The organism is Micromonospora globosa, from assembly GCF_000717585.1.
Taxonomy (GTDB): Bacteria; Actinomycetota; Actinomycetes; order Mycobacteriales; family Micromonosporaceae; genus Micromonospora; species Micromonospora aurantiaca.
In genome coordinates, this window is record NZ_JNZR01000006.1 from 82,565 (window position 1) to 109,255 (window position 26,691).

Sequence of the window (26,691 nt, forward strand, 5' to 3'; positions counted from 1 at the left end):
GTCGGAACCGCTCGCGTCCGCCAGCGGGCCACAGTCCAGTCGATCCAGCAGACTCGGAGTTTATTCGACCAGTGCCAGTGACCCCGGGCAATCCACTGATCGGTGATCACCGTGTCGCCGCGACGACAGCCGCGCCCGGCGCGGTCGTGGTGACCGCACCTGGCGCGGGACGTCGTCCGGTACGGAGGCGGGCGGCCCGCCTCCGTACCCCTTGGTTCAGAGCGCCGGCGGGGTGAGCGTGCCGACGGCGTTCTCCAGCGCGGCGGCGACCCGGTACATCCGGTCGTCGGCCATGGTCGGCGCCATGATCTGGAAACCGACCGGGAGCCCGTCGGACAGGCCGCACGGCACCGAGATGGCCGGGCCGCCGTACAGGTTCGTCGGGATGGTGAACAGGTCTGCCAGGTACATCTGGTACGGGTCGGCGGTGCGCGACCCGATCGGGAACGCCACGAACGGCGTGGTCGGCGAGATCAGCGCGTCGACCTGCTCGAACGCACTGGTGAAGTCCCGCGTGATGAGCGTGCGGACCTTCTGCGCCTGGCCGTAGTAGGCGTCGTAGTAGCCCGAGGAGAGGGCGTACGTGCCGAGCATGATGCGGCGCTTGACCTCGGGGCCGAAGCCGGCCTCGCGGGTCAGCGACATGACCTCCTCCAGCGACCGGTTGCCGTCGTCGCCGACCCGCAGGCCGAACCGGACGCCGTCGAACCGGGCCAGGTTGGAGGAGCACTCGCTCGGCGCGATCAGGTAGTACGCCGGCAGCGCGTACTTGAAGTTCGGGCACGAGACCTCGACGATCTCGGCGCCCAGCTTCGCCAGCGCCTCGGCGGCGTCGCGGAACGCGGCCATCACGCCGGGCTCCGCGCCCTCACCGGTGAACTCGGTGACCACGCCGAGCTTCACGCCGGTCAGGTCGCCGGTGGCGCCACGCCGCGCCGCGGCCACCACGTCCGGCACCGGGGCCGGGATCGAGGTGGAGTCGCGCGGGTCGTGACCGCCGATCACCTGGTGCAGCAACGCGGCGTCGAGCACGGTACGCGCGCACGGGCCGGGCGTGTCCAGCGACGATGAGAACGCGACCAGGCCGTAGCGGGAGGTGCCGCCGTAGGTGGGCTTCGCGCCGACGGTGCCGGTAACCGCGCCGGGCTGGCGGATCGAGCCGCCGGTGTCCGAGCCGATCGACAGCGGCGCCTCGTACGCGGCCAGCGCCGCCGCGCTGCCACCGCCGGAGCCGCCCGGGATCCGCTCCAGGTCCCACGGGTTGCGGGTCGGCCCGTACGCGGAGTACTCGGTGGAGGAGCCCATCGCGAACTCGTCCATGTTCGTCTTGCCGAGCATCACCGTGCCGGCGTCGCGCAGCCGCTCGACGATCGTCGAGTCGTACGGCGGGCGCCAGCCCTCCAGGATCTTCGACCCGACCGTGGTCGGCACGCCCTTGGTGGTCAGCACGTCCTTCACCGCGACCGGCACACCGGCGAGCGGGCCCAGTTCCTCACCGGCGGCGCGGCGCTCGTCCACGGCACGCGCGGCCGCCAGTGCCCCCTCGGTGTCGACGTGCAGGAACGCGTGCACCCGGTCGTCGACGGCGCCGATCCGGTCCAGGTGGGCCTGAGTGACCTCGACCGCGGAGGTCTCGCCGCTCGCCACCAGCCCGGCGATCTCAACGGCGGTGAGCTTGGTCAGGTCGGTCATGAGGCCACATCCTCGTCCAGGATCCGCGGGACGCGGAACCGCTGCTCCTCGGCGTCGGGGGCGCCCGACAGCGCCTCCTGCGGGGTCAGGCCCGGCCGCACCACGTCCTCACGGAGCACGTTCGTCAGCGGCACGGAGTGGGACGTCGGCGGGATGTCCGCCGCGGCGACCTCGCCGACCTGCGCGACCGACTGGAGGATCACATCCAGCTGGCCGGCGAAGGTGTCCAGTTCCTCCTCCGTGACGGCGAGCCGCGACAGTCGCGCGAGGTGCGCGACCTCCTCGCGGGAGATGGCGGCCATCAGTGCCCCCTTCGTGGCTGTCCTGAGACGTCTGCGGTGGGCCGGCCGCGCGTGCGGGCGTGCTCGATGACGCGCGGTGACCGGAGCGAGTCTATTGTCCCGCCGTCACGACGACGCCTTCGACTCCCCCTCCGGGGCCGGACCGCTGCGGCTCCCCGCCTCCGCCGGGCGCACCGGCCGGTAGCGGGACAGCCAGGCCACCAGGTCCTCGGCCGGCATCGGCCGGGCGTGGAACCAGCCCTGCGCCACGTCGCACCCGGCGGCGTGCAGCATCCGCCAGGTGCGCTCGTCCTCCACGCCCTCGGCCACCACACGCAGCCCGAGCGCCCCGGCCAGTTCGATCATCGAGCGGACGATCGCCGCATCGTCCGGGTCCTCGGCCATCCCGAGGACGAACGACCGGTCCACCTTCACCTCGGACAGCGGGAGCCGCCGCAGGTGTTGCAGCGACGAGTAACCGGTACCGAAGTCGTCGAGCGCGATGCCGACGCCGATGCGGTGCAGTTGGGTGATGCTGGCGAGCACCCGCCGCGGGTCGGCCATCAGCGCGCCCTCGGTGATCTCCACCTGGAGGCGCTCCGGCGGCACGCCGTACCGGGCCAGCCGGTCGGCGATCTGGTCGGCGATCTCGCCGGTGTGCAGGTCACGGACGCTGACGTTGAGCGCGGCCCGCAGCGTGAGCCCGGCCGCCGACCACTTGGCGAGCTGCTCCACCACGTCGTCCACCACGCGGCGGGTGAGCAGCCGCATCACCGCGCTCTGCTCGGCGACCTGGATCAGCTCACCCGGGTCGACCATGCCCCGGCGCGGGTGCCGCCAGCGCAGCAGCGCCTCGACGCCCACCACCTCGCCTGTCGCGATGGCGATTTGCGGCTGGTAGTACATGGTGATCTCGCCCGGGTGCCCGGCCTGCTCGTCCGGCCCGGCCACCGTGCTCCCGTCGGCGGTCGGCCCGATGACGCCCGGCGCACCGGTGCTCACTGCGGCCTCCGCGTCCTGGGTGACGTCGGCGTCGGCGTCGGCGGTCTCCGTCTCCGGCGCGAACTCCGCGTCGTCCACCACGAGCGGACCCGCGCCCGGGCCGGTGCCGGCCCGGGCGGCCCGGCGGCGGATCGGGTCGGCGCCGGTGAGGATCCGCTCGATCAGGTCGTCGTCGTGCCGCTCCTCGACGCGCTCGCGGCGCCGTCGCAGCCAGCGGTTCGGCCCGTCGCCGGACCGCCGGCCGCCGTCGCGCGCCGGCCGCTGGTTGCGGGCCGGGCGGTCGGCCCGCACCGGCAGCGCCGGGGTCAGGGCCGCGCCGTCACCCCCGCGTACGCCCACAGTCTCCCCGCCCTGCGCGGACGGGCCGGACTCCAGCACCCGGCGCAGGTCGGCCAGCAGGCTCAGGCGCTCGGCCGAGTTGTGGTCGGACTCCGGCGCGTAGACCGCCACCGTGTCGTTGCGGTGCTTCGCGTCATACATGGCCACGTCGGCGTGGCGCATCAGGGTGGCGAAGTCCTCGCCGTGGTCGGGGTAGAGCGCGATGCCGATGGCGCCGCCCACGTCCAGCGGCAGCCCGTCCAGCGGCACCGGTTCGGCGAGCGCGGCGACCACCCGGGCGGCCCGCTCGCGAGCCTGGTCGATGTCGGTGAGCCGGGGTACGACGATGGCGAACTCGTCGCCGCCGAGCCGCGCCACCATGTCACCGGCGCCCACAGCGCCCGTCAGCCGGGCGCTCACCTCGACCAGCAGGCGGTCCCCTACCGCGTGCCCGAGCGCGTCGTTGACGTGCTTGAACCGGTCGAGGTCGAGCAGCAGCAGCGCCAGGTGCGCGTCCGGCGCGCCCCGGGCGGCCCGGTCGCCGTGCAGGTGCACCTGCTCGGCCACCTCGGTGAGCAGCGCCTTGCGGTTGGGCAGCCCGGTGAGCGGGTCCACGTCGGCGAGCTGTTCCCGTTCGGCGGAGAGCCGGGCCATCCGGTAGACGGCGAACAGCGGCACCAGCACCAGCGGGATCAGCGCCGCGCTGGCCCGGGCGGCGGCCACCAGCACCGGCGCGAGCAGCAGCAGCGAACCGGTGGCGAGCAGTTCGTAGGCCAGGCCGCTGCGGACGCTCGGCCACCACCTGTCGCCGAAGCGCAACCGGACCGCGGAGCTGACCAGCCCGTAGTTGACCACGAACCAGGCGACCGTCGCGCCGCCCACCGCCGCCACGTCGGTCCAGTGCAGACGGCCGCCGTCGAACAGCTCACCCGGGCCCAGCCGGGTGACCGCGTACGCGGCGGCGAGCGCGCACGCGTACTGCGCGGCGTTGAAGCCGGTACGCCAGGGGGCGTACCCGAGCCGCCAGCCGCTGACCGCGACCGCCACGGCCTGCACCGCGACGGCCGGACCGAAGCCCCAGCCGAGCAGGATGGCGAAGGTGAAGCAGGTCGACGGGAACACCGCCGAGGTCTGCCGCCGGCCGGGCGGGACGAACGGGCGGGCGTCGCAGGCGACGGCGAGCGCCGCCATTGTCCAGAACGCAGCCGGCAGTTCACTCCACCTGTCGGCGAGCGCGACGAGCGGCCCGGCCGAGACCGCCAGGGCGACCACGCCGATCGCGCCGACGAAGCCGAAGAACGGCCCGCTCCGCCCGGGCGGGACGGAGTTACGCGGGTCGCCGGTCTCCATCGCACCTCCCGGGGAACGTCCTGGCGCGCGCCGTCACGCGTCGTACGCCAATGAAACGCCCTCCGAGGCGATTTCCCCGACACGACAGTCACGAATCGGTCGTAGTCGTAATTAACTTGGTATCCGCCGGACGATCGCTGTGACCAGCCTGTCAGTCCTCCACCCGGGCCACCTCGCGGGCCGCCTCCGGGCCGGAGTCCAGCAGCACCCGGAAACCGTCCTCGTCGAGGATCGGCAGTTTCAGGGTGGCGGCCTTGTCGGCCTTGGATCCGGGATTGTCGCCGACCACCACGAAGCCCGTCTTCTTGGAGACCGAGCCGGTCACCTTTCCGCCCCGGACCTGGATCGCCTCGGCCGCCTGGTCGCGGCTGAACCCGCTCAGCGTGCCGGTGACCACCACCGTGATCCCGTCGAGCGGTCGCGGCCCCTCGTCGGCGGCCTCCTCGGCCATCCGTACGCCCGCCTCGGCCCACTTGCGCACCACGTCGCGGTGCCAGTCGACGGCGAACCATTCCTTCACGCTCGCCGCGATGGTCGGGCCGACGCCGTCCACCGAGGACAGCTCCTCCTCACCGGCGGCCTCGATCGCGGCGACCGAGCGGAAGTGCCGGGCGAGCGCCTGGGCGGCGGTCGGGCCGACGTGCCGGATGGACAGCGCCACCAGCACCCGCCACAGGTCGCGTTCCTTGGCCTCGGCGAGGTTGTCGAGCAGCTTGGTGGCGTTGCTGCCCAGGCTGCCGTCCTTGTTGACGAAGAACGGCGACCGGCTCAACTGCTCGGCGTCGAGCTGGAACAGGTCGCCCTCGTTGGTGATGATCTGGGCGTCCAGCAGCGCCGCCGCGCCCTTCTCGCCGAGCACCTCGATGTCGAGCACCTTGCGGCTGGCCAGGTAGAAGACCCGCTCGCGGATCTGACCGGGGCAGGCCCGCCCGTTGGGGCAGCGGATGTCGACGTCGCTCTCCTTGGCCGGCGCGAGCGGTGTGCCGCAGGCCGGGCAGGTGGTAGGCATGACGAACGGGCGGGCGTCGGCCGGGCGCAGCTCGACCACCGGGCCGAGCACCTCGGGGATCACGTCGCCGGCCTTGCGCAGCACCACCGTGTCGCCGATGAGCACACCCTTGCGTTCGACCTCGCGCGCGTTGTGCAGGGTGGCGTAGGCGACGGTGGAGCCGGCCACCCGCACCGGCTGGAGCACGGCGCGCGGGGTGACCCGGCCGGTGCGCCCGACCTCCACCTCGATGTCGAGCAGCTTGGTGTTGACCTCCTCCGGCGGGTATTTGAAGGCGATCGCCCAGCGGGGCGCGCGGCTGGTCGAGCCGAGGCGGCCCTGGATGGAGACCGGGTCGACCTTGACCACCACGCCGTCGATCTCGTGCTCGACGTCGTGCCGGTGCCTGCCGTAGTAGGCGATGTATTCCGCGACGCCGGCCAGGTCGTCCACCACCCGCCACCGGTCGCTGGTGGGCAGCCCCCACGCCTTGAGTGCGGCGTACGACTCGGACTGCGCGGCCGGCCGGAACCCGGTGCGCGCGCCGACGCCGTGCACCACCAGGCGCAGCGGGCGGGAGGCGGTCACCCGGGGGTCCTTCTGCCGCAGGCTGCCGGCGGCGGCGTTGCGCGGGTTGGCGAACGGCGCCTTGCCCTGCTCGACCAGGCTCGCGTTCAGGTCGGCGAACGCGGCCACCGGGAAGTAGATCTCGCCGCGCACCTCGATCAGGTCGGGCACGTCGGGGAAGTCGCCGGCCGGGGTCAGCCGGGCCGGCACGCCCTTGATGCTGCGCACGTTGGCGGTGACGTCCTCGCCGGTGCGGCCGTCGCCCCGGGTGGCCGCGCGCACCAGCCGGCCCTTCTCGTAGGTGAGGTTGATGGCGAGCCCGTCGACCTTCAGCTCGCACAGGTAGGGCACCGGGCCGCCGGCGTCGCGCTCGACCCGCTCCGACCAGGCGGCCAGTTCCTCGTCGGCGAAGGCGTTGTCGAGCGAGAGCATCCGCTCGGCGTGCGTGACCGGCGTGAAGTCGGTGGAGAAGGTGCCGCCGACCCGCTGGGTGGGCGAGTCGGGGGTGCGCAACGCCGGGTATTCGGCCTCCAGCGCCTCCAGTTCCCGCAGCTGCTTGTCGAACTCCGCGTCGGTGACCGTCGGCGCGTCGAGCACGTAGTAGCGGTACTGGTGCTCGGTCAGCTCCTGGCTGAGCGTGGCGTGCCGCTCCCGGGCCGCCGGGGTCGGCTCGGCACCCGCCGCCGCGTCCTGGGCCGCGTCGACCGCTGGGGGAACCGCTTCTTCGGACACGCCGCCGCCTTCGGACACCGCTGTCGACCTCCCGTGTTCGTGCTACCCGAGAACCGTAGCGGTCGGCTGTGACAGTCGTCCGGCCACCCGCGCCGAGCAGGGCGAACGGACGCCCACCGCGCCACCCGGGCGGGTGGGGCCGGGCCGTGCGACGATCGGTCGGCGGTAGTGGGCCACAACGGTCGGAAGGCGGACGACGAATGCGCGACGGGGTGATCTGGGCGCTGGTGATCGCGGCCTGCGTCGCAGCCGGCTGGCTGTGGAACGACTGGCGCCGCCGGGCGGCCGAACGCGCCGGGACGCGCGACCGGGCCGACGGGAAGCGCGACCGGGCCGACGGACGGCGGCCGGGCACCGGGCGTGGCAGCCGCACCGGCGGACCGGACGGCGAGCGGACCGGCGGTGGACGCCGCGGTGACCGGGCCGGCACCGGGCCACGGGGTGGCCGCACCGCGACGCCGCCGAGGCCGCGGGGCGCCGGACGGACGAGCCGGGACGAGCCCCGGCCCGGGGAGATCTGGTGGGCCGACGTGCCCTACGCCGACGGGACCGGTTCGAAGGTGCGTCCCTGTCTGGTGCTGCGCGTCGACGGCCGGGACGCCGAGGTCCTGAAGATCACCAGCCAGGACAAGTCGGACCGGGACGACCACCTGCCGATCCCGACCCGGGACTGGGATCCGGACGCCGACCACGACAGCTACCTCGACGTCAGCGAGCCGATCCCGGTGCCGCTGGACGCGTTCGCCGACCGGGCCGGCACCTGCGACCCGGACCTGTGGCGGGGCGTCCGCCGGCTGAGCCACCTCACCGGCTGAGCGAGCCGCCTCGCCCCGGCCTCACCCGGAAGGCGGGGTCACGCCGCCGGTCCCCGGCCGTCGCGGGGTGAGCCGGCGCCGGACGCCTCCCCGTCGAACGCGTCGGCGAGCGCGGTGAGCTGGCCGGCGTACTCGATCCGCCCGGCCCACCCGGCGGGCCAGGCGGCCGTGCCGTACGCGGCCCCGACGAACGCGCCGGCCAGCGCGGCGATGGAGTCCGAGTCACCGGCGGTGGTGGCGCCCCGGGCCAGCGCGCCGACCGGGTCGTCGGTGTGGCGCAGCGCGCAGAGCAGCGCGGTGGCCAGCGCCTCCTCGGCGACCCACCCCTCGCCGGTGAACCGGCACGGGTCGCCGCCGTCGTCCGGGCGGGCCAGCGCCGCCTCCAGCCGGCCGAGCACGCGCAGGCAGTCGTCCCAGCCCCGGGCGACGAACTCGGCCGCGTTGCTCTCGCCGGGCCGCTGCCACAGGTCACCGAGCCAGTCGTCCCGGTAGACGGTGCGCTGCTCCCGGGCCCGCTCGGTGAGCAGGCCGGGCAGTTCCGGCAGCGCCGCGCCGTCGCGCAGCAGCCGGACCGCGTACGCGGTCAGCTCGCTCGCCGCCAGCCCGGTCGGGTGACCGTGGGTCAGGCCGGCCTGGAGCTGGGCCAGCCCGGCCATCGTGTCCAGGTCGACGTCGAGCAGCCCGACCGGGGTGACGCGCATGTTCGCGCCGCAGCCCTTCGAACCGGCGACTGTGGCCTCCTGCCAGCGGGCGCCCCGGGCCAGCTCGGCGCAGGCCCGCAGGCAGGTCATGCCCGGGGCGCGGTTGTTCTCCGGGCTGACCGACCAGTCGACGAAGCGCTGCCGCAGCAGCGGCTCCACCACCTCGGCCGTGTACGCGGGCGCGTCGTGCAGCGCCCACGCCACGGCCAGCGCCATCTGCGTGTCGTCGGTGACCAGGGCCGGGTCGCCGGTCAGCTCGCGCGGACCGCCCGGACCGTAGCGCCGGACGATCTCGGTGACGGTGAGGAACTCGGTCGGCTTGCCCAGGGCGTCGCCGTAGGCCAGGCCGAACAGCGAACCGGCGGCGCGGCCGGTGGCGGTGGAGGCGGTCACGGTGGCGATCATGCCCCCGCCGCGCAAGTGGCGGAAGATCAGTCCCAGCAGAGGCAGAACGGGTGGCCGACCGGGTCGGCGTAGACCCGGAAGCCCTCCCCCTCACCTGGCAGCCGCCGTGCGCCGAGCGCCAGCACCGCCTTCTCGGCCGCCTCGATGTCGTCGACGCTCACGTCGAGGTGGAACTGCTGCGGCCGGGCCGGGTCGGGCCAGTCGGGGGTGCGCAGGCCCGGTGCCCGCTGCAAGGCCACCCGCGGCTGGTGCCCGGGTGGGCCGCCGAGCACCACCCACTCGTCGCCGTCGGAGTTCTCCTCCACCACGGGCAGGCCGAGCAGCTCGGAGTAGAAGGCGGCGAGCGCGCGCGGATCGGGGCAGTCGATCACTGTGGAACGCAGTCGTCCAATCATGCCGGTCATCGTGCCCGGCGGGTACGACGGAAAAACGTCAGTCCTCGGCGAGCCGCCGGCCCGCGTCGCGGCAGGCGGTGAGCACTGCACGGGCGTACCCCGGGGTGGCGCCGGCCAGGCCGCACGCGGGGGTGATCACCACCTGCTCGGCCAGCCGGCGGCGGGGGAAGCCGAGCTGGTCCCAGACCCGCCGGACCCGGTCGGCGACCTCGGCCGACGTCGGCGCCCGGCCGGACGGCGGCGGCAGCGTCGGCGCGGCGCCGGCCAGCAGCCCGAGCCCGGCGTCGATCGCCTCGCCGAGCGGGTCGAGGTCGGTGACCAGCGACAGGTCGAGGGCGACGCCCACCGCGCCGGCGGACCGGATCAGCTCCAGCGGCGCGTCCGGCGCGCAGCAGTGCACGAGCGCCGGAACACCGGCCGCCTCGATCACGTCGTGCAGCAGCGCCCGCGCCACCTCGGTCTCCACCGGACGGTGGGTGCCGAATCCGCTCTCGGTGGGCACCCGGCCGGCCAGCACCGCCGGCAGGGACGGCTCGTCGAGCTGGAGCAGCACCGAGGCACGGGGCAGCCGCCGGGTCACCGCCTCGACGTGCCCGCGCAGCCCTTCGCCGAGCGAGCCGGCGAGGTCGCGTACCGCGCCCGGGTCGCGCAGCATCCGGCCGCCGATCGGCAGCTCCAGCACGGCGGCGAGGGTGAACGGGCCGGCGGCCTGGACCTTGACCGGTCCGGCGTACTCCTCGGCCTGCTCGGCGAGCTGGTCGAGGTCGCGTTCCATCAGGTCGCGGGCACGACGCACGTCCCGGCCGGGGCGCGGGGCGATCCGCCAGCGGGCCGCGTACAGCTCGACCGGCAGTTCGACGAGCAGGCCGGCGGTGCGGCCGACGATGTCCGCGCCCGGCCCCCGGGCTGGCAGCTCGGGCAGGTGCGGCAGTGCGGGCAGCTCGCCGAGCACGATCCGCTGCGCCTCGGCGATGTCGGTGCCGGGCAGCGACCCGATGCCGGTCGCCGCGCCGGTGGGCCAGGGCCACGCCTGCTCAGTCACGGCCGCAGCCTATCCGCTGCCCGTCGCCGGTCAGGCGGCGGTGATGGTGGCGGAGCCGAGGACCACGTCACCGGCCGGGTCCGGCCGGTAGGCCACTATCGCCTGGCCGGCTGCCACACCCCGGACCGGGCGGCGCAGCGACGCGCGCAGGCCGTCGGCGTCGACCTCGACGGCGGCCGGCACCACGTCGCCGTGCGCCCGGAGCTGCACCTCGCACTCGACCGGCCCGTCCGGGCGCGGCCCGCCGGTCCACACCGGGCGGGTGGCGCGTACGTCGGAGACCTCCAGCGCCTCGGCCGGGCCTACTGTCACCGTGTTCGTGGTCGGGGTGATGGACAGCACGTAGCGGGGCCGGCCGTCCGGCGCCGGGCGGTCCAGGTGCAGGCCGCGCCGCTGTCCGACGGTGTACTGGTAGGCGCCGCTGTGGCTGCCCACCACCGCGCCGGTGAGCGCGTCCACCACCTGGCCCGGCGCCTCGCCGAGCCGCTCGGCGAGGAAGCCGCGGGTGTCGCCGTCGGCGATGAAGCAGATGTCGTGCGAGTCCGGCTTGTCGGCCACGGCGAGGCCGCGCCGGGCGGCCTCCGCGCGCACCTCGGCCTTCGTCGAGTCACCGAGCGGGAAGATCGACCGGTCGAGCTGCGCGCGGGTCAGCACCGCCAGCACGTACGACTGGTCCTTGGCCGCGTCCACGCTGCGCCGCAGCAGGCCGTCCGCGCCGAGCCGGGCGTGGTGGCCGGTCACCACCGCGTCGAAGCCCAGGGCCACGGCCCGGTCCAGCACCGCCGCGAACTTGATCTTCTCGTTGCAGCGCAGGCAGGGATTCGGGGTACGCCCCGCGGCGTACTCGGCCACGAAGTCGTCCACCACGTCGTCGTGGAACCGGTCGGCCATGTCCCACACGTAGAACGGGATGCCGAGCACGTCGGCGGCGCGCCGGGCGTCCCGGGAGTCCTCCAGCGTGCAGCAGCCCCGGGCGCCGGTGCGGTACGTCTGCGGGTTACGGGCCAGGGCCAGGTGCACGCCCGTCACGTCGTGCCCGGCCTCCACCGCCCGTGCCGCCGCGACGGCGGAGTCCACCCCGCCCGACATCGCCGCCAGAACCCTCACCGGCCCACTCCCCTCGTCCTCACCGAGCGTATCCGGGTCAGCGGGGAGTACGGAGGGCGGCCGCGCGGCGGGCCCGCTCCACCGCTGCGGGCAGCGCGGCGATCAGCGCGTCCACGTCCGCGCCGGTGCTCGTGTGGCCGAGCGTGAAGCGCAGCGAGGACCGGGCCCGGTCGTCGTCGGCGCCCATCGCCAGCAGCACGTGCGAGGGCTGGGCCACCCCGGCGGAGCAGGCCGACCCGGTCGAGCAGGCGATGCCCTGGGCGTCCAGGAGCAGCAGCAGCGCGTCTCCCTCGCAGCCGGGGAAGGAGAAGTGCGCGTTGCCCGGGAGCCGGTCGGCCGGGTCGCCGTTGAAGATCACCTCGGGGACGGCCTGCCGGACCCGCTCGACCAGCTCGTCGCGGAGCGCGGCGACGCGGGCGGCGTACTCCTGCTGGCCCTTGACCGCGGCCTCGACGGCGACGGCGAACGCGACGATGCCGGCGGTGTCCAGCGTCCCGGAGCGTACGTCGCGCTCCTGGCCGCCGCCGTGCAGCAGCGGGGTGGCCGCCACGTCGCGGGCCAGCAGCAGCGCGCCCACACCGGCCGGGCCGCCGAGCTTGTGCCCGGTCACGGTGAGCGCCGACACGCCGCTGGCGGCGAAGTCGACGGGGACCTGCCCGACCGCCTGGATGGCGTCGGTGTGGAACGGCACCCCGTGTTCGGCGGCGACGGCGGCCAGCTCGGCCACCGGCTGGACGGTGCCCACCTCGTTGTTGGCCCACATGGCGGTGACCACCGCGACACGCTCGCCGTGCTCGGCCAGCTCGGCGCGCAGTCGCTCCGGATCGAGCCGTCCGGCCGCGTCGACCGGCAGCCAGCCGGCCTGCGCGTCCTCGTGCTCGACCAGCCAGTCCACCGCGTCGAGGACGGCGTGGTGCTCGACCGCGCTGGAGACCACCCGGACCCGGTCGGCCCGGGCGGCGCGACGAGCCCAGAAGACGCCCTTCACGGCGAGGTTGTCGCTCTCCGTGCCGCCGCCGGTGAAGATCACCTCGGAGGGGCGAGCGCCGAGCGCGGCGGCCACCCGCTCGCGGGACTCCTCCACCCGCCGCCGGGCCCGGCGGCCCGCCGCGTGCAGCGACGAGGCGTTGCCGACCTCGCGGGCGGCAGCGACGTACGCCTCGAGTGCCTCGTCCAGCATCGGGGTCGTCGCCGCGTGATCAAGGTATGCCATCACGGTTCAGCCTAACGGCCTGCGTACCAGGCACCGGGGGCCGGACCGCCCCGTCCCACCCGGGGCGGTCCGGCCCGCTCTCGCGCGCTCACGCGGGAACGGCCGTGATCACGCGGGAACGGCAGTGATCACGATGTTGTCCCGGTAGCTGCGGGTCTTCGCGTCGAACGGCCCGCCGCAGGTGATCAGCGTGAGGCGGGGTTTACCGTCGCGCGCGAAGTACCGCTCCAGCGGGATCTTCGACTTCCGGTACTCCTCCCGGGCAACCACCCGGTAGGAGCGCTCGCGGCCGTCCGAGCCGGTGGCGGTGAGCTCGTCCCCCTGGCCCAGCTCACGCAGCCGGAAGAACGCACCCTTGCCCTGCTCGGCGCTGTCCACGTGCCCGGCGATCACCACCGAGCCGGCGCCGGCCTCCAGGCCCGGGCCGTAGCGGTACCAGCCGACCTGGTCCACGCTGGGCGGCACCTCGAACTCGTCGGTGCGCTCGTTGACGCCCACCGGGTTGACGGTAGCGGTGACCCGGATCGGCGGGATGCTCAGCTTCACCGGCGGCACGATCTCGCTGTCGGCCGGCAGCGTCCCCGGGTTCACCGGTACCGAACCGCCGCCGGTCGCCGTCGCCGCCGGTGTGGGCGTGGGTGTGGCGCCGGCCAGGGCGGTCACCTCGTCGCCGCCGACGTCCTCGGCGGGCTCGGACCCGCACGCCACCACACCCGCCAGGGTGAGCGCGGCGGCGCCGGCGGCCATCGCCGCCAGCGCCCCGCGGTTGCGCACCGTCACCGGCGACCGGCCCGGGCGGTTGCCGCCACCCGCGCCCCGCCGCCGACCAGGAGCAGCACGCCGGCCCCGGCCAGCACGTACCACCAGGTGTCCACGCCGGTGCCGGCCTGGCCGCCGGTGCCGCTGGGCACGCCGCCCGGCGCCGAGTGCAGGCCGTTGATGGTCTGGGCGACCACGCTCAGGTTCTTCGCCTCGGCCGAGCCGATCGCGTAGACGATGGTGGCGGTGCCCTCCTTCAGGTTCAGGTCGGCCGGGCCGATGGCGACGGTGTCGGTGCCGGCGAGCACCACGTCCGCCTCGACCGAGCCGGCGGCCACGTCCGCCTTCGCCTCCTTCGGGTTGGTCAGGCCCTCGAAGACCGGCTTGCCGCCGGCCCGCACGTCGACGGCCGGGGCGGCGGCGGTGTGCCGGACGATCAGCCGGGCCTTGCCGGCGCCCACCTTGGACACGTCGTTGACGAACGGGGTGATCTGCGGCTCGCCGGCGGCGCTCAGGTGGGCGGCGAGGCTGATGTTCGCCCCGCCCGGCACCGCGGCGTCGTCCACCTTCAGGATCGCCTTGTCGATGGCCTCACCCGGCTTGGTCAGGGCGATGTCGTACTCCCCCTCGGGCAGGGTGAGCGGGCCGGCGACGTCGCCGGGCTTGAAGTTGTTCAGCGTCTTCTCGCCGTTGACGTACACGTCGACCGGGGTGTCCGGGATGCCGTGGACCACGGAGACCTTCGACGAGGCGGCGTAGGCCGGGCTCATGGTGGCGGCGCCGACGCCGGCGAAGGTGAGGGCGGCCACTGCGCCGCCCGCGGCGACCCGACGGAACATCGCGTACTGCATTGTCTGCCTCCTGGTGGTTGGTGCTGATTCGTCAGGCCTGGCTTGCAGAACGGGTTACGCCGGCTCCGTCGCCCCGGGATGCGCCCGGATCCGATTTCTTTTTCCCGTCTCCGGGCGCATCCGCCGGACCCTCCGGCGACGAAGGAGAGGTGACGAGGGTCGTGACCGACACACCGGGAGAGTGGGGCGAAGGCTGTGGGAGTTACAGTCGGGCATGCCCCACGGAAGGCGAGCCGCCCGGTGACGGCGGCGAGGCAGGGCCCCGAACCGCCGGGCGAGGACGACCTCGCCACCCGGTTCCGCGACGGCGACGAGGCGGCCCTGCGAGAGGCGTACGACAGGTACGGGCGAGCGGTGCTGCACCTGGCCGCCACGACGCTCGTGAACCGCAGCGACGCCGAGGACGTGACCCAGGCGACGTTCGTCGCCGCCTGGCTCGGCCGGGAGACGTTCGACCCGGCGAAAGGCTCACTGGTCGGCTGGCTGCTCGGAATCGGGCGGCGCAAGGTGGTCGACCGGATCCGGGCCTCGGCCCGGGAGACCCGGGTGGTCGAGACGGTGAAGCAACTGCCGGAGCCGGTCTCCACCGGCCCCGACCCGGACACCGTGGTCGACCGCCTGGTGGTCGCCGACGAGCTGGCCCGGCTCCCGGACGAGCAGCGCCGGATGCTGGAGCTGGCGTTCTACGACGACCTGACACACCAGCAGATCGCGGCGGTGACCGGAGTGCCGCTCGGCACCGTCAAGAGTCACATCAGACGCGGCATGCAGAGCCTGAAACGCAGATGGGAGGTGGACGGTGCAGCACCTGGACCACGACCGGCTGGTCTTTCTGGCGCTCGGTGAGAGCGAGGCGGCTGACGGCGAGGCCACCCATCTGGACACCTGCGACCACTGCCGGGGCGAGGTGGAGACGCTCCAGCACGTCGCCGGGCTCGGCGCGGGCACCCAGGGCCTGGCCGAGCTGCCCGACCCGCCGGAGCACATCTGGCAGGGCATCATGGCCGAGGTCCGGGCCGCCGAGCAGCTGCCGGCGCTGACCGACAGGCGCCTGCCGCGTTCGGCCGACCCGGTGGAGCCGGCCGCCGTACCCGTCGTGGCACGTCGTCCGCGGCGGAGCCGGCGCTGGCCGGGTTGGGCGACCACAGCGGTCACCGCCACAGCCGCCGCGGTGATCGGCGTGGCCGGAACCGCCGCGGTGCTCGGCGGCGGCGAGGAGACCGATCCCCGGCCGCCGGTGCTGGCCAGCGCGCCGCTCGCCGCGTTCGGTTCGACGCCGAAGGACGCCTCCGGCGACGCCCGGGTGCTCGGCGACCACCGATTGCATCTGCACGTGGCGAATCTCCCGACCGTTCCGGGGTACTACGAGGTCTGGCTGATCGATCCGAACACGATGGATATGTTCTCCGTGGGTACGCTGAGCAACGGATCAGGGGACGCGCTCCTGCCGATCCCCCCGAACGTCGACCTGCGTACCTACACCGTGGTCGACGTCAGCGCGGAGCAGTACGACAACAAGCCCGGCCACTCCGGCGACAGCCTGCTGAGGGGCACCCTGACGGGCTGATCGGCGGGCCGGCTCAGCTCCCCGGCCCGCCGATCAGCTCCCTACGAGAAAGGCCGCCGCCCGGTGCACCGGGCGGCGGCCTTCTTTCACGCGACGCTCACTTGCGCTTGCGGATCTCCTCGGCGGCCTGCGGGACGACCTTGAACAGGTCGCCGACCACGCCGTAGTCGGCCAGCTCGAAGATCGGCGCCTCGGCGTCCTTGTTCACCGCGACGATGGTCTTCGAGGTCTGCATGCCGGCCCGGTGCTGGATCGCACCGGAGATGCCCAGCGCGACGTAGAGCTGCGGGGAGACGGTCTTGCCGGTCTGGCCCACCTGGAACTGGTGCGGGTAGTAGCCGGAGTCGACTGCCGCGCGGGACGCGCCGACCGCGCCGCCGAGCAGGTCGGCCATCTCCTCGACCAGCTTGAAGTTGTCGGCGTTGCCGACACCGCGACCGCCGGAGACGACCACCGACGCCTCGGTCAGCTCGGGGCGGGAGCCCTTCTGCTCGGCGACCCGCTCGACGACCTTGGCGAGCTTGTCCGCGTCGGTGACCGACACGGTGAGCTGCTCGACCGCCGGGGTGGCCGCGGCCGGGGCCGGGTTGAGCGAGTTCGGCCGGACGGTGACCAGCGGCAGGCCCTTGGTGACCTTGGACTTGACGATGGTGGAGCCGGCGAACGCGACCTGGGTGGCGGTGCCGTCGGCGGCCAGGCCGACCACGTCGGTCAGGATGCCGTTGTCCAGCTTGACCGCGAGGCGGGCGGCGATCTCCTTGCCCTCCTGCGACGAGGCGAGCAGCACGGCGGCCGGCTGGACGCGCTTGACCAGCTCGGCGACCACCGTGGCCTTGGGGGCCACCAGGTAGCCGTCGATCTCCTCGCCCTCGGCGGCGTAGATCTTCTCCGCGCCGTACTCGCCGAGCTTGGCGCTCAGCGCCTCGGCGGCGCCGGCGCCACCGAGGACGACGGCGCTCGGGGTGCCCAGCTCGCGGGCGAGGGTGAGCATCTCCAGGGTGACCTTCTTGACGCCGAATTCCTTCGTGGCTTCGACGACGACGAGAACCTCAGACATGTCAGTGACCTCTCACACGAACTTCTCGGTGGCGAGGAACTCGACCAGCTTCACGCCGCCCTCGCCCTCGTCGGTGATCTTCTCGCCGCCGGAGCGCGGCGGGCGCTTGGAGTGCTCCACCACGGCGCTGGTGGCGCCGTCGAAGCCCACCTCGGCCGGGGCCACGCCCAGGTCGCCCAGGGAGAGCGTCTGCACCGGCTTCTTCTTGGCCGCCATGATGCCCTTGAAGGACGGGTAGCGCGGCTCGTTGATGGTGTCCCAGACGGAGACCACGGCCGGGGTCGAGGCGGTGACCACCTCGTAGCCCTCCTCGGTCTGCCGCTCGACGGTCAGGTTCGACCCGTCGACGGTGAGCTTGCGCGCGCCGGTCAGGGCGGCCACGCCCAGCCGCTCGGCGATCATGTGCGGCATGACCTGGACCCGGCCGTCGGTCGACTCGGCGCCGCAGATGACCAGGTCGGCGTTGAGCTGCCCGAGGGCGGCGGCCAGCACCTTCGAGGTGGCCACCGCGCAGGAGCCGTGCAGGGCGTCGTCCACCACGTGGACGGCCTTGTCCGGGCCCATGGAGAGCGCCTTGCGGATCGACTCGGTCGCCCGGTCCGGACCCATGGTCAGGATGGTGACCTCGCCGCCGTGCGCCTCCTTGATCTTCAACGCCTCTTCGATGGCGTACTCGTCCATCTCGTTGATGACGTTGTTCGCCGAACCGCGGTCGACGGTGTTGTCGTCAGAACGCAGGTTGCGGTCCGCGCCCGAATCGGGCACCTGCTTGACGAGTACGACGATGTTCATCGCGCTTCGACGACCCTCCTGTTTGGTGTAGCGATCACTCGCCCGGTCACGGGCGCAGCCTCCCGCGTGACGCAACGTGGGTCAACCGCGGGCTGCTGTGCACTTCCCCACGGAGCAATGTTACCCGCAAGTAGCATGGCCACCCCGGCGGCCCGGAGTGACGCAACTCACCACCGTCACGCCGGCTCGGCCAGCGCCTGCCGGATCTTCTCGATCGCCGCCGCCTCGGCCGGCTCGATCCCCCGGTGCGCCTGGGCCACCCGCTCCGCCGCGGCCAGCACCACCGACCGGTACGTCTCGACGTCGCCCGGCGACTTGGCGCGCAGGATCTCCACCGACCGGCCCAGCGCGGGCAGCACCACCGACTCGACCTCCAGGACCGAGTCCCGGGGGAGCTGCGGCAGCGGCCCGGTGGTCAGCGCCTCCTTGACCACGCCCCCCACCTCGGCGAGCGCGCCGGAGGCGGCGAAGCTCTCCCGCACCATGGCCAGCACCCCGGGTACGGCGTTGGAGACCAGGAAGACGGCACCGAACGCACCGGTCTTCAGGGTGAGCCGCTCGTCCGCCGTCAACCGTTCCATGATCACGGAGTGTAGACGTACGGCGTGGAGGTGGTGACCGCAACGAGCCCGAGCCGCTCCAGGATGGGGCGGCTGTCCGGCGAGCAGTCCACCTGGAGCAGCGTCTTGCCGCGCTGCTGCGCCAGCCGCGCCCGGTGGGCCACGAGCGCCCGGTAGACGCCCTTCCTGCGCCACTGCGGCAGCGTCGAGCCGCCCCAGAGGCTGGCGAAGCCGGTGCCCCGCTGGTAACGGATCCAGCCGGCGCTGATCACGGTCTCGCCCGCCTCCGCCACCACGATCGTGATCGACTGCGGATCGGCCTCGATCTCCCGGACCAGCCCGTACACCAGGTGGCTGCGGTCGGAGTGCCAGACCTCCTCCTCCATCGCGGCGATCCGCTCCAGGTCCGCCCGGCTGGTGACCTCGCGCAGGCGTACCCCCTCGGGGAGCACCGGGACGGCGGCGGCGAGCGGCGCGACCGGGCCGACCACGACCGTCTCCTGGTCCTCCGGCACGAATCCGGCGGCGCGCAGCCGGTCGCCCAGGTCGGCCGGCTCGTCGTGACCGGCGAGCTTCCACTCGACCGGCTCGCCCCGGTCCCGGAAGACCTCGACCTGCCGGGCGATGAGCGCGTCCAGCTCGGCGCCGGCCAGACCGTCGAGCGTCCGGTACGTCAGGAAGCCTCGGTGGTCGAGCCCGAGCACGCGGAACAGCGGGCCGTCGCGCTCGACCGTCACCCCGGCCGGCAGCGGGTCCGGCAGCTCCGGTCGGATCTGGCTGTCGTAGGCGTCGCGCAGCTCGCGCGCGTCAAGATCGGTCATCCCCCCAGGCTAGGCGCGGGGCAAAGCGGATAATCGGCAGCGTGTGGGAGTCGATCAAGAGCTGGTTCGACCCGCGTGAGCTGCGTTCGGTCGGCACCCCGCCGGACTACCGCTTCTCGCTGGCGAACGAACGGACGTTCCTGGCCTGGCTGCGAACAGGTCTCGCGCTGGTGGCGGGCGGGCTGGCCGCCGCGCAGTTCCTGCCGCCGCTGCGCCTGGCCCACCTGCGCGAGACGCTCGCGGTCGCGCTGCTGCTGCTCGGCGCCACCGTCTCGATCCGGGCGGTCGACCACTGGGCGCGCACCGAACGCGCCATGCGGCTGAACGAGGAGTTGCCCGCGTCCCGCTTCCCGGCCGTCCTCGCACTCGTCGTCGCGGTCGGCGCGCTGCTGCTGGTGGCCGCCGTGCTGGTGGGCGGCGCGCGGTGACCCGTGACCCCGGCCTGCAACCCGAGCGCACCCGGCTGGCGTGGCGGCGGACGCTGCTCACGCTCACTGCGGTGCTGCTGCTCCAGCTCCGGCCGGCGTTCGGCGGCCGGGCCGCGGACGCGGCGCCGGCCGGGCTCGCGGTGGTGGTCTGGCTCGCCGTGCTCGTGGTGACGTGGCACCGGGCCACCGGCACCGGACCGCGCCGGTTCGACAGATGGTCGGTGCCGCTGACCGCGCTCGGCGCGGCCGGACTTGCGGTGCTCGGCGTGGCGCACGTGCTCGGCGGGGTGCGCTGACGAGCGGCGGTGAGCCATCATGAGTCATGGCCCGCCTCTACGTGCTGCTCTTCCTGGTCCAGATCGTCCTCGCCGTGTGCGCGCTGATCAGCTGTCTCTCCGCCGACGAGGAGAAGGTCAAGGCGCTGCCCCGGATGATCTGGGTGCTGATCATTCTCTTCTTCCCGCTGGTCGGCTCGATCGCCTGGTTCCTGGTGGGCCGCGAGCGCCCGGCCGGGACCGCCGGCGTCACCGGCACGGCCCGGCCCGCCGCCCCGGCCCGCCGCCCGCTCGCACCGGACGACGACCCGGAGTTCCTCGCCTCGCTGGACGAGCGGTCCCGCCGCGAGGACCAGGAACGGCTGCGGCTGTGGGAGGAGGACCTGCGCCGCCGCGAGGAGGAGCTGCGCGGCCGCCCGGACGACAGGGACCGCCCCGAGGTCTGACACGCGCAGCGGGCCGCCCGCCGGTCACCCGGTGGACGGCCCGCACGCGCCGTGGTCAGGCCAGGTTCGACGAACGGGGGTACGCGTCCGCGGGGTCGGTCAGCACGTTCACCAGGTACGGCACGCCCGAGTCGAACGCGCGCCCCAACGCGGGCCCGAGGTCGGCGGCCTTCTCCACCGTCTCGCCCGCGCCGCCGAGCGCCTCGACCACCTTGTCGTAGCGCAGGCCGGGCTGGAGGTCGGCGGCCACGTCGTAGCCGTACATCGCCCGCATCGGGTGCTTCTCCAGCCCCCAGATGCCGTTGTTGCCGACCACGATCACCACCGGCAGCTTCTGCCGGACCAGCGACTCCACGTCCATCAGCGAGAAGCCGGCCGCGCCGTCGCCCATCAGCACGCAGATCTGCCGGTCCGGGTGGCTGACCCGGGCGCCCATCGCGTAGCCCATGCCGGTGCCGAGGCACCCGTACGGGCCGGGGTCGAGCCAGGTGCCGGGCTGGGCCGGCTCCAGATAGCGGCCGGCGTACGACACGAAGTCGCCGCCGTCGCCGATGGTGATGGCGTCCGGGGCGAGCGCCCTGCGCAGCTCGCCGTAGATCCGGGCCGGGCGGATCGGGTCGGTCTCGGCGGCCATCTCCTCCGCGTCGCGGGCCTTCGCCGCGTCCTCGGCGGTCCGCAGCTCGGCGATCCAGTCGGCGTGGTCGGCCCGGTCACCGGCGTGGTCGGCGAACGCGCCGAGGATCAGCCGCAGGTCACCGGCCGGCGCGGCGGCCGGCTGCACGTGCCCGGCCCGCTGGCTGGGCGCGTCCACGACGTGCACCACCTGGGCGTCGCCGAAGTCGCCGAAGGAGAGCCGGAAGTCCAGCGGGGTGCCGATCACCACGACCACGTCGGCGCCCTTGAGCGCGACCCGGCGGGCCTTGGCGAAGGCGAGCGGGTGCTCCGGCGGCAGCGCGCCCCGGCCCATCCCGTTGGTGAACACCGGCACCCGAAGCGACTCGGCGGCGGCGCGCAGCGCCTCGACGGCGTCGCCCGCGTACACGTCGGAGCCGGCGATGACGACCGGCCGCGACGCGCCGGCGATCAGGCGGGCCGCCTTCGCCACCTCGTCCGGGTCCGGCTCGATCGGCGCCGGCGGCGTGACCGCCGGCAGGTCGGCGTCACCGACCGAGAAGACCGCCTCCAGCGGGAAGTCCAGGAACACCGGGCCGCGGTGCGGGGTGAGCGCGGTGGTCAGCGCCGCCGACACCGCGCGCGGGATGTCGTCGGCGCTGAACACCGTCTCGGCGTGCTTGGTCACCGGCGCGACGAGCGGCAGGTGGTCCATCTCCTGGAGGCTGCCCGAGCCCCAGCGGAACTGCGGCGCCCGCCCACCGAGCACCAGCACCGGTGAGGCGTTGAAGAACGCGCTGGTCAGGCCGGAGACCCCGTTGGTGACGCCGGGGCCGGCGGTGAGCACGGCCAGGCCGGGGCGGCGCTGGAGCTTGGCGACCGCCTCGGCGGCGAACACCGCGGACTGCTCGTGCCGCACGTCGTAGAGGGGGAAACCCGCCCTGTGCGCGGCGTCGTAGAGCGGGAAGACGTGCCCGCCGGACAGCGTGAACATCTCCCGTACGCCGTGCGCGCGTAGTGCCGCGAGTGCCAGATCGCCCCCGTGGCCCTCGATCCGCTCCGTCATGCCATTCCCCTTCGTCGACCGACCGGGGTCACGCTACTGGCCGGTATCGCGGATGTGAACAGCTCTCGCGTCAGCGACCGGTGAAGCCCGGCTTGCGCTTCTCCACGAACGCGGCCATGCCCTCGCGCCGGTCGTCGGTGGCGAACAGCGCCGCGAAGAGCTGGCTCTCCCAGGCCAGGCCCGACGTGAGGTCCATGTCCAGACCGCCGTCGACAGCCGCCTTCGCCGCGCGCAGCGCCTGCACCGGCCCGGTCAGGAACGGCTTCACGTACGCCACCGCGGCGTCGTAGACCTCGGCGGCCGGGACCACCCGGTCGGCCAGGCCGATCCGCAGCGCCTCGGCGGCGTCGACCATCCGCCCGGTCATGATCAGGTCCTTGGCGCGGGCCGGGCCGACCAGGCGGGCCAGCCGCTGGGTGCCGCCGGCGCCCGGGATGATGCCCAGCTTGATCTCCGGCTGGCCGAGCTTGGCGTCCTCGGCGACGATCCGCCAGTCGCAGGCCAGCGCCAGCTCGCAGCCGCCGCCGAGCGCGTACCCGGTGATCGCGGCGACGACCGGCTTGGGGATGCGGGCGATCGCGCCGAGCGCGCTGGACAGGTCGGCAGCGCGCTCCGCCATGTCCACGTAGGACATGTCGGCCATCTCCTTGATGTCCGCACCGGCCGCGAAGACCTTCTCGCCGCCGTACACGATCACGGCGCGGACCTCGGCGTCGCCGGTGGCCGCCGACGCGGCGGCGCGCAACTCCTCCTGCACCTGGGTGTTGAGCGCGTTCATCGGCGGCCGCTCCAGCCGGATGGTGCCGATGCCGTCCTTCACTTCCAGCCTGACGAACTCGCCCACGCTGCCCTCACTTCCTCGTCGAAGTCGCGTGCCAACCTTACGACTCGCCTCGTTGGGGTAGACAGTGTGGTGTCGGCGACTCCCCAGGTCGCCGCCGGAGTCGCCGCAGCCCCGCCACCGGGAGTGAGGCCATGATCACCTACTACGACGACCACTCCGTCCAGGTCACCTCCACAGCGGTACGGGTGGACGGGCGCAGCTACCCGCTGGCCGAACTGACCACCGTGTGGCACCGGCGGGGCGACCGCTCCTGGCGGGTGCTCGCCGGGCGCGGCGCGACCGGGGCCGCGCTCGCCGGGCCGCTGGTGGCCGCCGTGCTGGGCATCGCGCTGGCCGTGTGGCTGCAGCGCTCGGCCGCGGTCACCGTCGCCATCGTCGGCGTCTCGGTGCTGGTCGGCCTTGCCGTCGGCCCGCTCGCGGACTTCCTCTTCGAACACCTGGACCGCTCGTACGCCCGGGGCAGCCGGGAGATGGAGATGTGGGCCGAATGGCGGGGCCGCCCGGTGCGGCTGCTGCACACCCGCGACGCGATGCGCTTCGGGCAGGTCTACCGGGCGGTGCAGCGCGCCATGGAGAGCCTGCCGTCCGCACCGGGTCGCCCCGGGCCGAGCCGTACCGCACCCGGTCGTCCCGCGGCCGGTCGTCCCGCGACGGGTCAGAACGTGATCGGCTCGTCCGGCAGCAGGCCGAGCCCGCGCAACAGGCCGTAGGTGTCCTGCTCGCCCCAGAACTGCACGATCCGGCCGCCCGCCAGGCGGTACATCTTGCAGGCGCTCTGCACGGTGGTCGCACCGGTCGCGTCCCGCCGGTACGTCTGCGCCAGCGACACCACCACCCGGTCCCCGGCCGCGAAGATCTCCCGGATCTCCTGGTCGATCACGGTCAGGCCGGGTGAGGAGACGGCGGCCTCGGGGTAGCGCCTGCCGCGTACCGCGGTGCCGGAGCCGTAGATCTCCACGTCCTCGTCGACCACCTCGGCCAGTTCGGCCAGGTCCTTCGTGACGAAGGTGCGCAGGTAGCGCCTGACCACCTCGACGTTGCGCGCCTGCTCGTCACCGCCGGTTCCGGCCCCGTTCCGGTCCGTCATGCCGTCATCCTACCGACGCTCGACCGTCCGGTGTCGACACACGCGGTTAGGCTGATTCATGGTCCTCTATTACCGGGACGACGCCGTACAGGTCACCTCGGAGGCGATCCACGCGGGCGGGCAGGTCGTCGCGCTCGCCGACGTCACGTACGTCTGGCACGCGCGCGGCGCCACCACGCTCGCCGTCCGGGGACGGGTGCTGGGCCGCGGGATGCTGGTCCTGCTGCTGTCGCTGCCACCCCTCGTCGCTGTGGTCTGCGTGCTCTCGCTGGCCTGGTCCGCGCAGGACCGGGGCGAGTGGAAACTGGCCCTGATCATCCTGGCCGCGTTCGTGGTGGCGGGGCTGGCGCTCACCCCGTTCCTGGAGGTGCCGCTCGGGTGGCTGGACCGCTCCTACGAGCGCGGCAACCGGGTGCACGAGCTGTGGGTGCAGCACCACGGCCGGGAGACGATGCTGGTCCGCACGCCCGACGCGCTGCGGTTCGGGCAGATCTACCGGGCCGTGCAACGCGCCGTGGAGCAGCAGACCGACCGCCGCTGAGCCGCCCGGCGACGGTCAGGCCAGCGGCAGCGTGGTCGCGATCGGCCAGGCGAGCACCACCGCCCCGACCGACGACGCCAGCCACCACGGCGCGGCCCGGCGGCGCAACACCACGGCCCAGGCCGCCTGCCAGGCCACCAGCGCCGCGAACAGCGGCACCACCAGCAGCACGAACCCAGGTGCCAGGCCGAGCACCGCGGCGACGGCGAGCACCAGCACGGCGATCCCGCCGGTGGCCGCGTAACGGATGCCGTGGCCGTCCGCGAGCCGTTCGGCGCCGAGCAGGAAGACCAGGCAGCAGAACGTCACCAGGGGCAGCAGCCACCACCGGGCCCCGACCGGCACGGTCGAGGTGAGGCCGAGGTGCAGCGGCAGCGCGACGGCGAGCGCGGCGTACCCGAGGAGCGCGACAGCGACGGCAGCGGACCGGACGCCGCCCTCGGTCACCGGTGGCCGGCGGGGTTGCGCGAGGCGTGCCGCGGCGGCCAGCATCAGGCCGGTGAACAGCAGGAACACTGCCACGTACCCGCCCACGGCGAGCGGCAGCCGGGCGGTCGGCAGCAGTGCGGCGAGCGCGGCGCCCAGCCCGGCCGCCGCCACCGTCGCGGCGAGCCACCGGCCCGCACCCGTACGCGGACCGCCGGTGCCCGCCCCCGCCCGGCGCGATAGCAGCGCCGCTAGCGGCACGAAGCCCAGCGCGAGCCCTGCCAGCAGCAGCCCGGCGCCGCCCGGCCGGGTCAGCGGGGCCGGCGGCGGCCCGCCGGTACGGTCCGGGAGCGCGTCGAGCACCGCGGCGTGGGTACGCGGCGCGAACAGCACCGACACGTGCTCGGTGCCCGGTGCCACCACCCGCGTGCGGGTGCCCGGTGGCGCGTCCCGCGTCGCCTCGTCGACCGCCTGGCGGAAGCCGGCGAACTCCAGCCCGCCCACCACGAGCGTCAGCCTCCCGGGCCAGCCGGCCGGCACGTCACCGCCGTCGGGCAGCGAGATCGCCACGGTCCGGTCGATCTCCGGATGCGCCACCGCGTACCGGGTGACCGCGCCCGCGCCCATCGAGTGCCCGACCAGGACGATCCGGTCCGGGTCGACGCCGGGACGCCCGCGCAGCCAGGCGACCGCCACGTCCAGGTCGTGCCGCAGCAGCGCCCGGCTGCGTTCCTCGTCCCGGCCCGCGCCGGGTAGCCGGGCGTGGCTGGCGCCGTGGCCGGCGAAGTCGAGCAGCACCGCGATCCCGCCCCGGCGGGCCACCGAGTCGGCGAGCGGCCGCATCAGCCGGGCCGACCCGGCGAAGCCGTGCGCGATCACCACCCCGGGCCGCAGGTCGCCGCTCACGCCGTCCGCCCGGACCTCGGTCAGCGGGACTCCCGCCACGGTCGCCCGCCGGGTGCTCAGACCGGCGTCGGCACGGACCAGGAGCAGGGCGCCCAGGACGACGGCGAGCAGCGCGACCACGCCGCAGGCGAGCAGTCGCCGCGACGCCGGGCCGGGGGTGGGCATGCCGGCACCCTACGCCGCGTCGGAGGCCCGGCGTGACCTTCGCCGCCCGGCTGCCGTCGGGCGGCACTGGCAGCGACGCCGCACACTGGATGTCATGGCGATCCCTCTTCCCCGGCCCGGCGCCGTGCTCGGCCTCACCCGTACCGCCCTGGACCAGGCGCTCGGCTCGGCCGCCACGGTGGCCTCGGTACCCGCTCGCGCCTTCGCCGTCCTCGATCAGGTGGAGGCGCTGGTCCGGCGGATCGACGGGGTGGTGGACCGGATCGAGGGCACGCTCGACCGCACCGACCGGGTGCTCACCGACGCCGAGACGGCGGTCCGCGAGGTGGCGGTGATCAGCACCGCCGCCACCGCGGCGATCGACACGGCGACCGAGGTGGCCGCCGCGGCGACTGTGGTGGTCGGCGAGGCGCAGCGGGTCTCCGAGGCGGCCGCCGTGGTGGTCGGCCAGGCCGACCGGGTGGCCCGGACGGCGGCCGGTGTGGTGACCGAGGCGGAGACGGTGACCGCGCGGGCGGCGGGCACGCTGGCGACCGCCGAGAAGGCGACGGGCGTCGCGACCGAGCTGCTGACCGCGTACGAGGCGACGCTGCGCCGGGCCGCGCCGATGGCAGCGCGTTTCGTGGAGCAGCTCAGCCCGGAGGAGGTGACCGCCGCGATCCGGCTGGTGGACGAGTTGCCGAAGCTCAAGGACCATCTCACCTCGGACGTGCTGCCGATCCTGGCCACGCTGGACCGGGTCGGCCCGGACCTGCACGACCTGCTGGACGTCACACGCGATCTCAAGCTCGCGGTCGCCGGCATCCCCGGGCTCGGCATGCTGCGCCGCCGCGGCGAGCGCCTCACCGACGAGGTGTAAGGAAGGGCCCCTTCTTAACGC

The 26,691-nt window shown here is 74.2% G+C and carries 28 protein-coding genes; 9 read left to right on the forward strand and 19 right to left on the reverse strand.

Features of this window, described 5'->3' with window-relative positions; all coding sequences use genetic code 11:
* Positions 1-216: 216 nt before the first annotated feature.
* The 4 genes from gatA to ligA all read right to left on the reverse strand — a co-directional run bounded on the left by gatA (position 217) and on the right by ligA (position 6,948).
* A complete protein-coding gene (gene gatA / locus IF06_RS0108740) occupies positions 217-1,692 on the reverse strand; it encodes an Asp-tRNA(Asn)/Glu-tRNA(Gln) amidotransferase subunit GatA (protein ID WP_030270135.1) in 1,476 nt (491 codons plus the stop codon).
* Positions 1,689-1,994 carry an Asp-tRNA(Asn)/Glu-tRNA(Gln) amidotransferase subunit GatC gene (gatC, locus tag IF06_RS0108745; RefSeq protein WP_013284468.1) on the reverse strand — a complete coding sequence of 102 codons (306 nt, stop codon included), beginning with the start codon at positions 1,992-1,994 and terminating at the stop codon, positions 1,689-1,691. The genes gatA and gatC overlap by 4 nt, the downstream gene beginning before the upstream one ends.
* 105 nt (positions 1,995-2,099) lie before the next feature.
* The gene (locus IF06_RS0108750; protein WP_030270136.1) at positions 2,100-4,643 is read right to left on the reverse strand and encodes a putative bifunctional diguanylate cyclase/phosphodiesterase; all 2,544 of its coding nucleotides are present in this window, start codon (positions 4,641-4,643) and stop codon (positions 2,100-2,102) included.
* A 151-nt stretch (positions 4,644-4,794) separates the two neighbouring features.
* Positions 4,795-6,948, reverse strand: a complete 2,154-nt coding sequence (ligA, locus tag IF06_RS0108755) for an NAD-dependent DNA ligase LigA (protein ID WP_013284466.1) — start codon at positions 6,946-6,948, stop codon at positions 4,795-4,797.
* A gap of 182 nt (positions 6,949-7,130) precedes the next feature.
* Here ligA and IF06_RS0108760 point away from each other — a divergent pair, with 182 nt between their 5' ends.
* Positions 7,131-7,745: a type II toxin-antitoxin system PemK/MazF family toxin gene (locus tag IF06_RS0108760; RefSeq protein ID WP_030270140.1), complete on the forward strand. Its 615-nt coding sequence runs from the start codon at positions 7,131-7,133 to the stop codon at positions 7,743-7,745.
* 38 nt (positions 7,746-7,783) lie between these two features.
* Here IF06_RS0108760 and IF06_RS0108765 read toward each other — a convergent pair whose 3' ends face one another.
* The 7 genes from IF06_RS0108765 to IF06_RS0108795 all read right to left on the reverse strand — a co-directional run bounded on the left by IF06_RS0108765 (position 7,784) and on the right by IF06_RS0108795 (position 14,218).
* Complete coding sequence (locus IF06_RS0108765) at positions 7,784-8,851, reverse strand: ADP-ribosylglycohydrolase family protein (RefSeq protein WP_030270142.1); 1,068 nt, start codon at positions 8,849-8,851, stop codon at positions 7,784-7,786.
* A gap of 26 nt (positions 8,852-8,877) precedes the next feature.
* Positions 8,878-9,246, reverse strand: a complete 369-nt coding sequence (locus tag IF06_RS0108770) for a VOC family protein (RefSeq protein ID WP_030270144.1) — start codon at positions 9,244-9,246, stop codon at positions 8,878-8,880.
* A 37-nt stretch (positions 9,247-9,283) separates the two neighbouring features.
* Positions 9,284-10,288: a methionine synthase gene (locus tag IF06_RS0108775; protein ID WP_030270146.1), complete on the reverse strand. Its 1,005-nt coding sequence runs from the start codon at positions 10,286-10,288 to the stop codon at positions 9,284-9,286.
* A 30-nt stretch (positions 10,289-10,318) separates the two neighbouring features.
* Entirely contained in the window at positions 10,319-11,395 is a 1,077-nt protein-coding gene (gene mnmA, locus IF06_RS0108780) for a tRNA 2-thiouridine(34) synthase MnmA (protein WP_013284461.1), read from the reverse strand.
* Positions 11,396-11,432: 37 nt separating this feature from the next.
* Positions 11,433-12,608 (reverse strand): cysteine desulfurase family protein, encoded by a 1,176-nt coding sequence (locus IF06_RS0108785; protein ID WP_030270148.1) that lies wholly within the window; start codon positions 12,606-12,608, stop codon positions 11,433-11,435.
* 108 nt (positions 12,609-12,716) lie between these two features.
* Entirely contained in the window at positions 12,717-13,388 is a 672-nt protein-coding gene (locus IF06_RS0108790; protein WP_030270150.1) for a class F sortase, read from the reverse strand.
* Positions 13,385-14,218: a DUF4397 domain-containing protein gene (locus IF06_RS0108795; RefSeq protein WP_013474295.1), complete on the reverse strand. Its 834-nt coding sequence runs from the start codon at positions 14,216-14,218 to the stop codon at positions 13,385-13,387. The genes IF06_RS0108790 and IF06_RS0108795 overlap by 4 nt, the downstream gene beginning before the upstream one ends.
* Before the next feature lie 240 nt (positions 14,219-14,458).
* On the opposite strand from IF06_RS0108795, the gene IF06_RS0108800 reads away from it, so the two are divergent.
* Positions 14,459-15,064 carry an RNA polymerase sigma factor gene (locus tag IF06_RS0108800; RefSeq protein ID WP_030270152.1) on the forward strand — a complete coding sequence of 202 codons (606 nt, stop codon included), beginning with the start codon at positions 14,459-14,461 and terminating at the stop codon, positions 15,062-15,064.
* Positions 15,018-15,785, forward strand: a complete 768-nt coding sequence (locus IF06_RS0108805) for an anti-sigma factor (protein ID WP_030270154.1) — start codon at positions 15,018-15,020, stop codon at positions 15,783-15,785. Before IF06_RS0108800 ends, IF06_RS0108805 begins: the two co-directional genes overlap by 47 nt.
* 97 nt (positions 15,786-15,882) lie before the next feature.
* Here IF06_RS0108805 and IF06_RS0108810 read toward each other — a convergent pair whose 3' ends face one another.
* The 4 genes from IF06_RS0108810 to IF06_RS0108825 form a co-directional block, all read right to left on the reverse strand.
* Complete coding sequence (locus IF06_RS0108810) at positions 15,883-16,842, reverse strand: electron transfer flavoprotein subunit alpha/FixB family protein (protein WP_013474293.1); 960 nt, start codon at positions 16,840-16,842, stop codon at positions 15,883-15,885.
* Between the two features lie 12 nt (positions 16,843-16,854).
* Complete coding sequence (locus tag IF06_RS0108815) at positions 16,855-17,634, reverse strand: electron transfer flavoprotein subunit beta/FixA family protein (RefSeq protein ID WP_013284454.1); 780 nt, start codon at positions 17,632-17,634, stop codon at positions 16,855-16,857.
* 176 nt (positions 17,635-17,810) lie between these two features.
* Positions 17,811-18,215 carry a hypothetical protein gene (locus IF06_RS0108820; protein WP_013284453.1) on the reverse strand — a complete coding sequence of 135 codons (405 nt, stop codon included), beginning with the start codon at positions 18,213-18,215 and terminating at the stop codon, positions 17,811-17,813.
* 2 nt (positions 18,216-18,217) lie between these two features.
* A complete protein-coding gene (locus IF06_RS0108825) occupies positions 18,218-19,015 on the reverse strand; it encodes a GNAT family N-acetyltransferase (protein WP_013284452.1) in 798 nt (265 codons plus the stop codon).
* A 41-nt stretch (positions 19,016-19,056) separates the two neighbouring features.
* On the opposite strand from IF06_RS0108825, the gene IF06_RS0108830 reads away from it, so the two are divergent.
* Genes IF06_RS0108830 through IF06_RS0108840 form a run of 3 tightly spaced genes read left to right on the forward strand, consistent with a single transcriptional unit; the run spans position 19,057 to position 20,164 of the window.
* Positions 19,057-19,443, forward strand: a complete 387-nt coding sequence (locus IF06_RS0108830; RefSeq protein WP_013284451.1) for a YidH family protein — start codon at positions 19,057-19,059, stop codon at positions 19,441-19,443.
* Complete coding sequence (locus tag IF06_RS0108835) at positions 19,440-19,739, forward strand: DUF202 domain-containing protein (protein WP_013284450.1); 300 nt, start codon at positions 19,440-19,442, stop codon at positions 19,737-19,739. The genes IF06_RS0108830 and IF06_RS0108835 overlap by 4 nt, the downstream gene beginning before the upstream one ends.
* 26 nt (positions 19,740-19,765) lie before the next feature.
* A complete protein-coding gene (locus IF06_RS0108840) occupies positions 19,766-20,164 on the forward strand; it encodes a PLD nuclease N-terminal domain-containing protein (protein WP_013284449.1) in 399 nt (132 codons plus the stop codon).
* 55 nt (positions 20,165-20,219) lie between these two features.
* Here IF06_RS0108840 and IF06_RS0108845 read toward each other — a convergent pair whose 3' ends face one another.
* Positions 20,220-21,842, reverse strand: a complete 1,623-nt coding sequence (locus IF06_RS0108845; RefSeq protein WP_013474291.1) for an acetolactate synthase — start codon at positions 21,840-21,842, stop codon at positions 20,220-20,222.
* Positions 21,843-21,912: 70 nt separating this feature from the next.
* Positions 21,913-22,686 (reverse strand): enoyl-CoA hydratase/isomerase family protein, encoded by a 774-nt coding sequence (locus IF06_RS0108850; RefSeq protein ID WP_013284447.1) that lies wholly within the window; start codon positions 22,684-22,686, stop codon positions 21,913-21,915.
* Positions 22,687-22,817: 131 nt separating this feature from the next.
* Between IF06_RS0108850 and IF06_RS0108855 the strand changes: the two genes are divergently transcribed.
* Positions 22,818-23,396 (forward strand): DUF6232 family protein, encoded by a 579-nt coding sequence (locus IF06_RS0108855; RefSeq protein ID WP_030270156.1) that lies wholly within the window; start codon positions 22,818-22,820, stop codon positions 23,394-23,396.
* Here IF06_RS0108855 and IF06_RS0108860 read toward each other — a convergent pair.
* Entirely contained in the window at positions 23,342-23,773 is a 432-nt protein-coding gene (locus tag IF06_RS0108860) for a nuclear transport factor 2 family protein (protein WP_013284445.1), read from the reverse strand. The two genes, IF06_RS0108855 and IF06_RS0108860, sit on opposite strands and share 55 nt — an antisense overlap.
* 58 nt (positions 23,774-23,831) lie before the next feature.
* On the opposite strand from IF06_RS0108860, the gene IF06_RS0108865 reads away from it, so the two are divergent.
* On the forward strand, positions 23,832-24,314 hold the full coding sequence (locus IF06_RS0108865; RefSeq protein WP_030270158.1) for a DUF6232 family protein: 483 nt from the start codon (positions 23,832-23,834) through the stop codon (positions 24,312-24,314).
* Between the two features lie 15 nt (positions 24,315-24,329).
* Here the strand turns inward: IF06_RS0108865 and IF06_RS0108870 are convergent, their stop codons facing one another.
* Positions 24,330-25,811: an alpha/beta fold hydrolase gene (locus tag IF06_RS0108870; RefSeq protein ID WP_030270160.1), complete on the reverse strand. Its 1,482-nt coding sequence runs from the start codon at positions 25,809-25,811 to the stop codon at positions 24,330-24,332.
* 94 nt (positions 25,812-25,905) lie between these two features.
* Between IF06_RS0108870 and IF06_RS0108875 the strand changes: the two genes are divergently transcribed.
* Complete coding sequence (locus IF06_RS0108875; RefSeq protein WP_030270161.1) at positions 25,906-26,670, forward strand: hypothetical protein; 765 nt, start codon at positions 25,906-25,908, stop codon at positions 26,668-26,670.
* The last annotated feature ends 21 nt before the right edge of the window (positions 26,671-26,691 follow it).

Coding starts and splice junctions, on each gene's coding strand:
- IF06_RS0108795 (WP_013474295.1), bottom strand. CDS start 14,218: ATGCAGTACGCGATGTTCCGTCGGGTCGCCGCGGGCGGCGCAGTGGCC.
- IF06_RS0108875 (WP_030270161.1), top strand. CDS start 25,906: ATGGCGATCCCTCTTCCCCGGCCCGGCGCCGTGCTCGGCCTCACCCGT.
- IF06_RS0108815 (WP_013284454.1), bottom strand. CDS start 17,634: ATGAACATCGTCGTACTCGTCAAGCAGGTGCCCGATTCGGGCGCGGAC.
- IF06_RS0108785 (WP_030270148.1), bottom strand. CDS start 12,608: ATGGCATACCTTGATCACGCGGCGACGACCCCGATGCTGGACGAGGCA.
- IF06_RS0108860 (WP_013284445.1), bottom strand. CDS start 23,773: ATGACGGACCGGAACGGGGCCGGAACCGGCGGTGACGAGCAGGCGCGC.
- IF06_RS0108845 (WP_013474291.1), bottom strand. CDS start 21,842: ATGACGGAGCGGATCGAGGGCCACGGGGGCGATCTGGCACTCGCGGCA.
- IF06_RS0108770 (WP_030270144.1), bottom strand. CDS start 9,246: ATGATTGGACGACTGCGTTCCACAGTGATCGACTGCCCCGATCCGCGC.
- IF06_RS0108865 (WP_030270158.1), top strand. CDS start 23,832: ATGGTCCTCTATTACCGGGACGACGCCGTACAGGTCACCTCGGAGGCG.
- IF06_RS0108855 (WP_030270156.1), top strand. CDS start 22,818: ATGATCACCTACTACGACGACCACTCCGTCCAGGTCACCTCCACAGCG.
- IF06_RS0108840 (WP_013284449.1), top strand. CDS start 19,766: ATGGCCCGCCTCTACGTGCTGCTCTTCCTGGTCCAGATCGTCCTCGCC.
- IF06_RS0108820 (WP_013284453.1), bottom strand. CDS start 18,215: ATGGAACGGTTGACGGCGGACGAGCGGCTCACCCTGAAGACCGGTGCG.
- IF06_RS0108825 (WP_013284452.1), bottom strand. CDS start 19,015: ATGACCGATCTTGACGCGCGCGAGCTGCGCGACGCCTACGACAGCCAG.
- gatC (WP_013284468.1), bottom strand. CDS start 1,994: ATGGCCGCCATCTCCCGCGAGGAGGTCGCGCACCTCGCGCGACTGTCG.
- IF06_RS0108765 (WP_030270142.1), bottom strand. CDS start 8,851: ATGATCGCCACCGTGACCGCCTCCACCGCCACCGGCCGCGCCGCCGGT.
- IF06_RS0108810 (WP_013474293.1), bottom strand. CDS start 16,842: ATGTCTGAGGTTCTCGTCGTCGTCGAAGCCACGAAGGAATTCGGCGTC.
- gatA (WP_030270135.1), bottom strand. CDS start 1,692: ATGACCGACCTGACCAAGCTCACCGCCGTTGAGATCGCCGGGCTGGTG.
- IF06_RS0108760 (WP_030270140.1), top strand. CDS start 7,131: ATGCGCGACGGGGTGATCTGGGCGCTGGTGATCGCGGCCTGCGTCGCA.
- IF06_RS0108750 (WP_030270136.1), bottom strand. CDS start 4,643: ATGGAGACCGGCGACCCGCGTAACTCCGTCCCGCCCGGGCGGAGCGGG.
- IF06_RS0108870 (WP_030270160.1), bottom strand. CDS start 25,811: ATGCCCACCCCCGGCCCGGCGTCGCGGCGACTGCTCGCCTGCGGCGTG.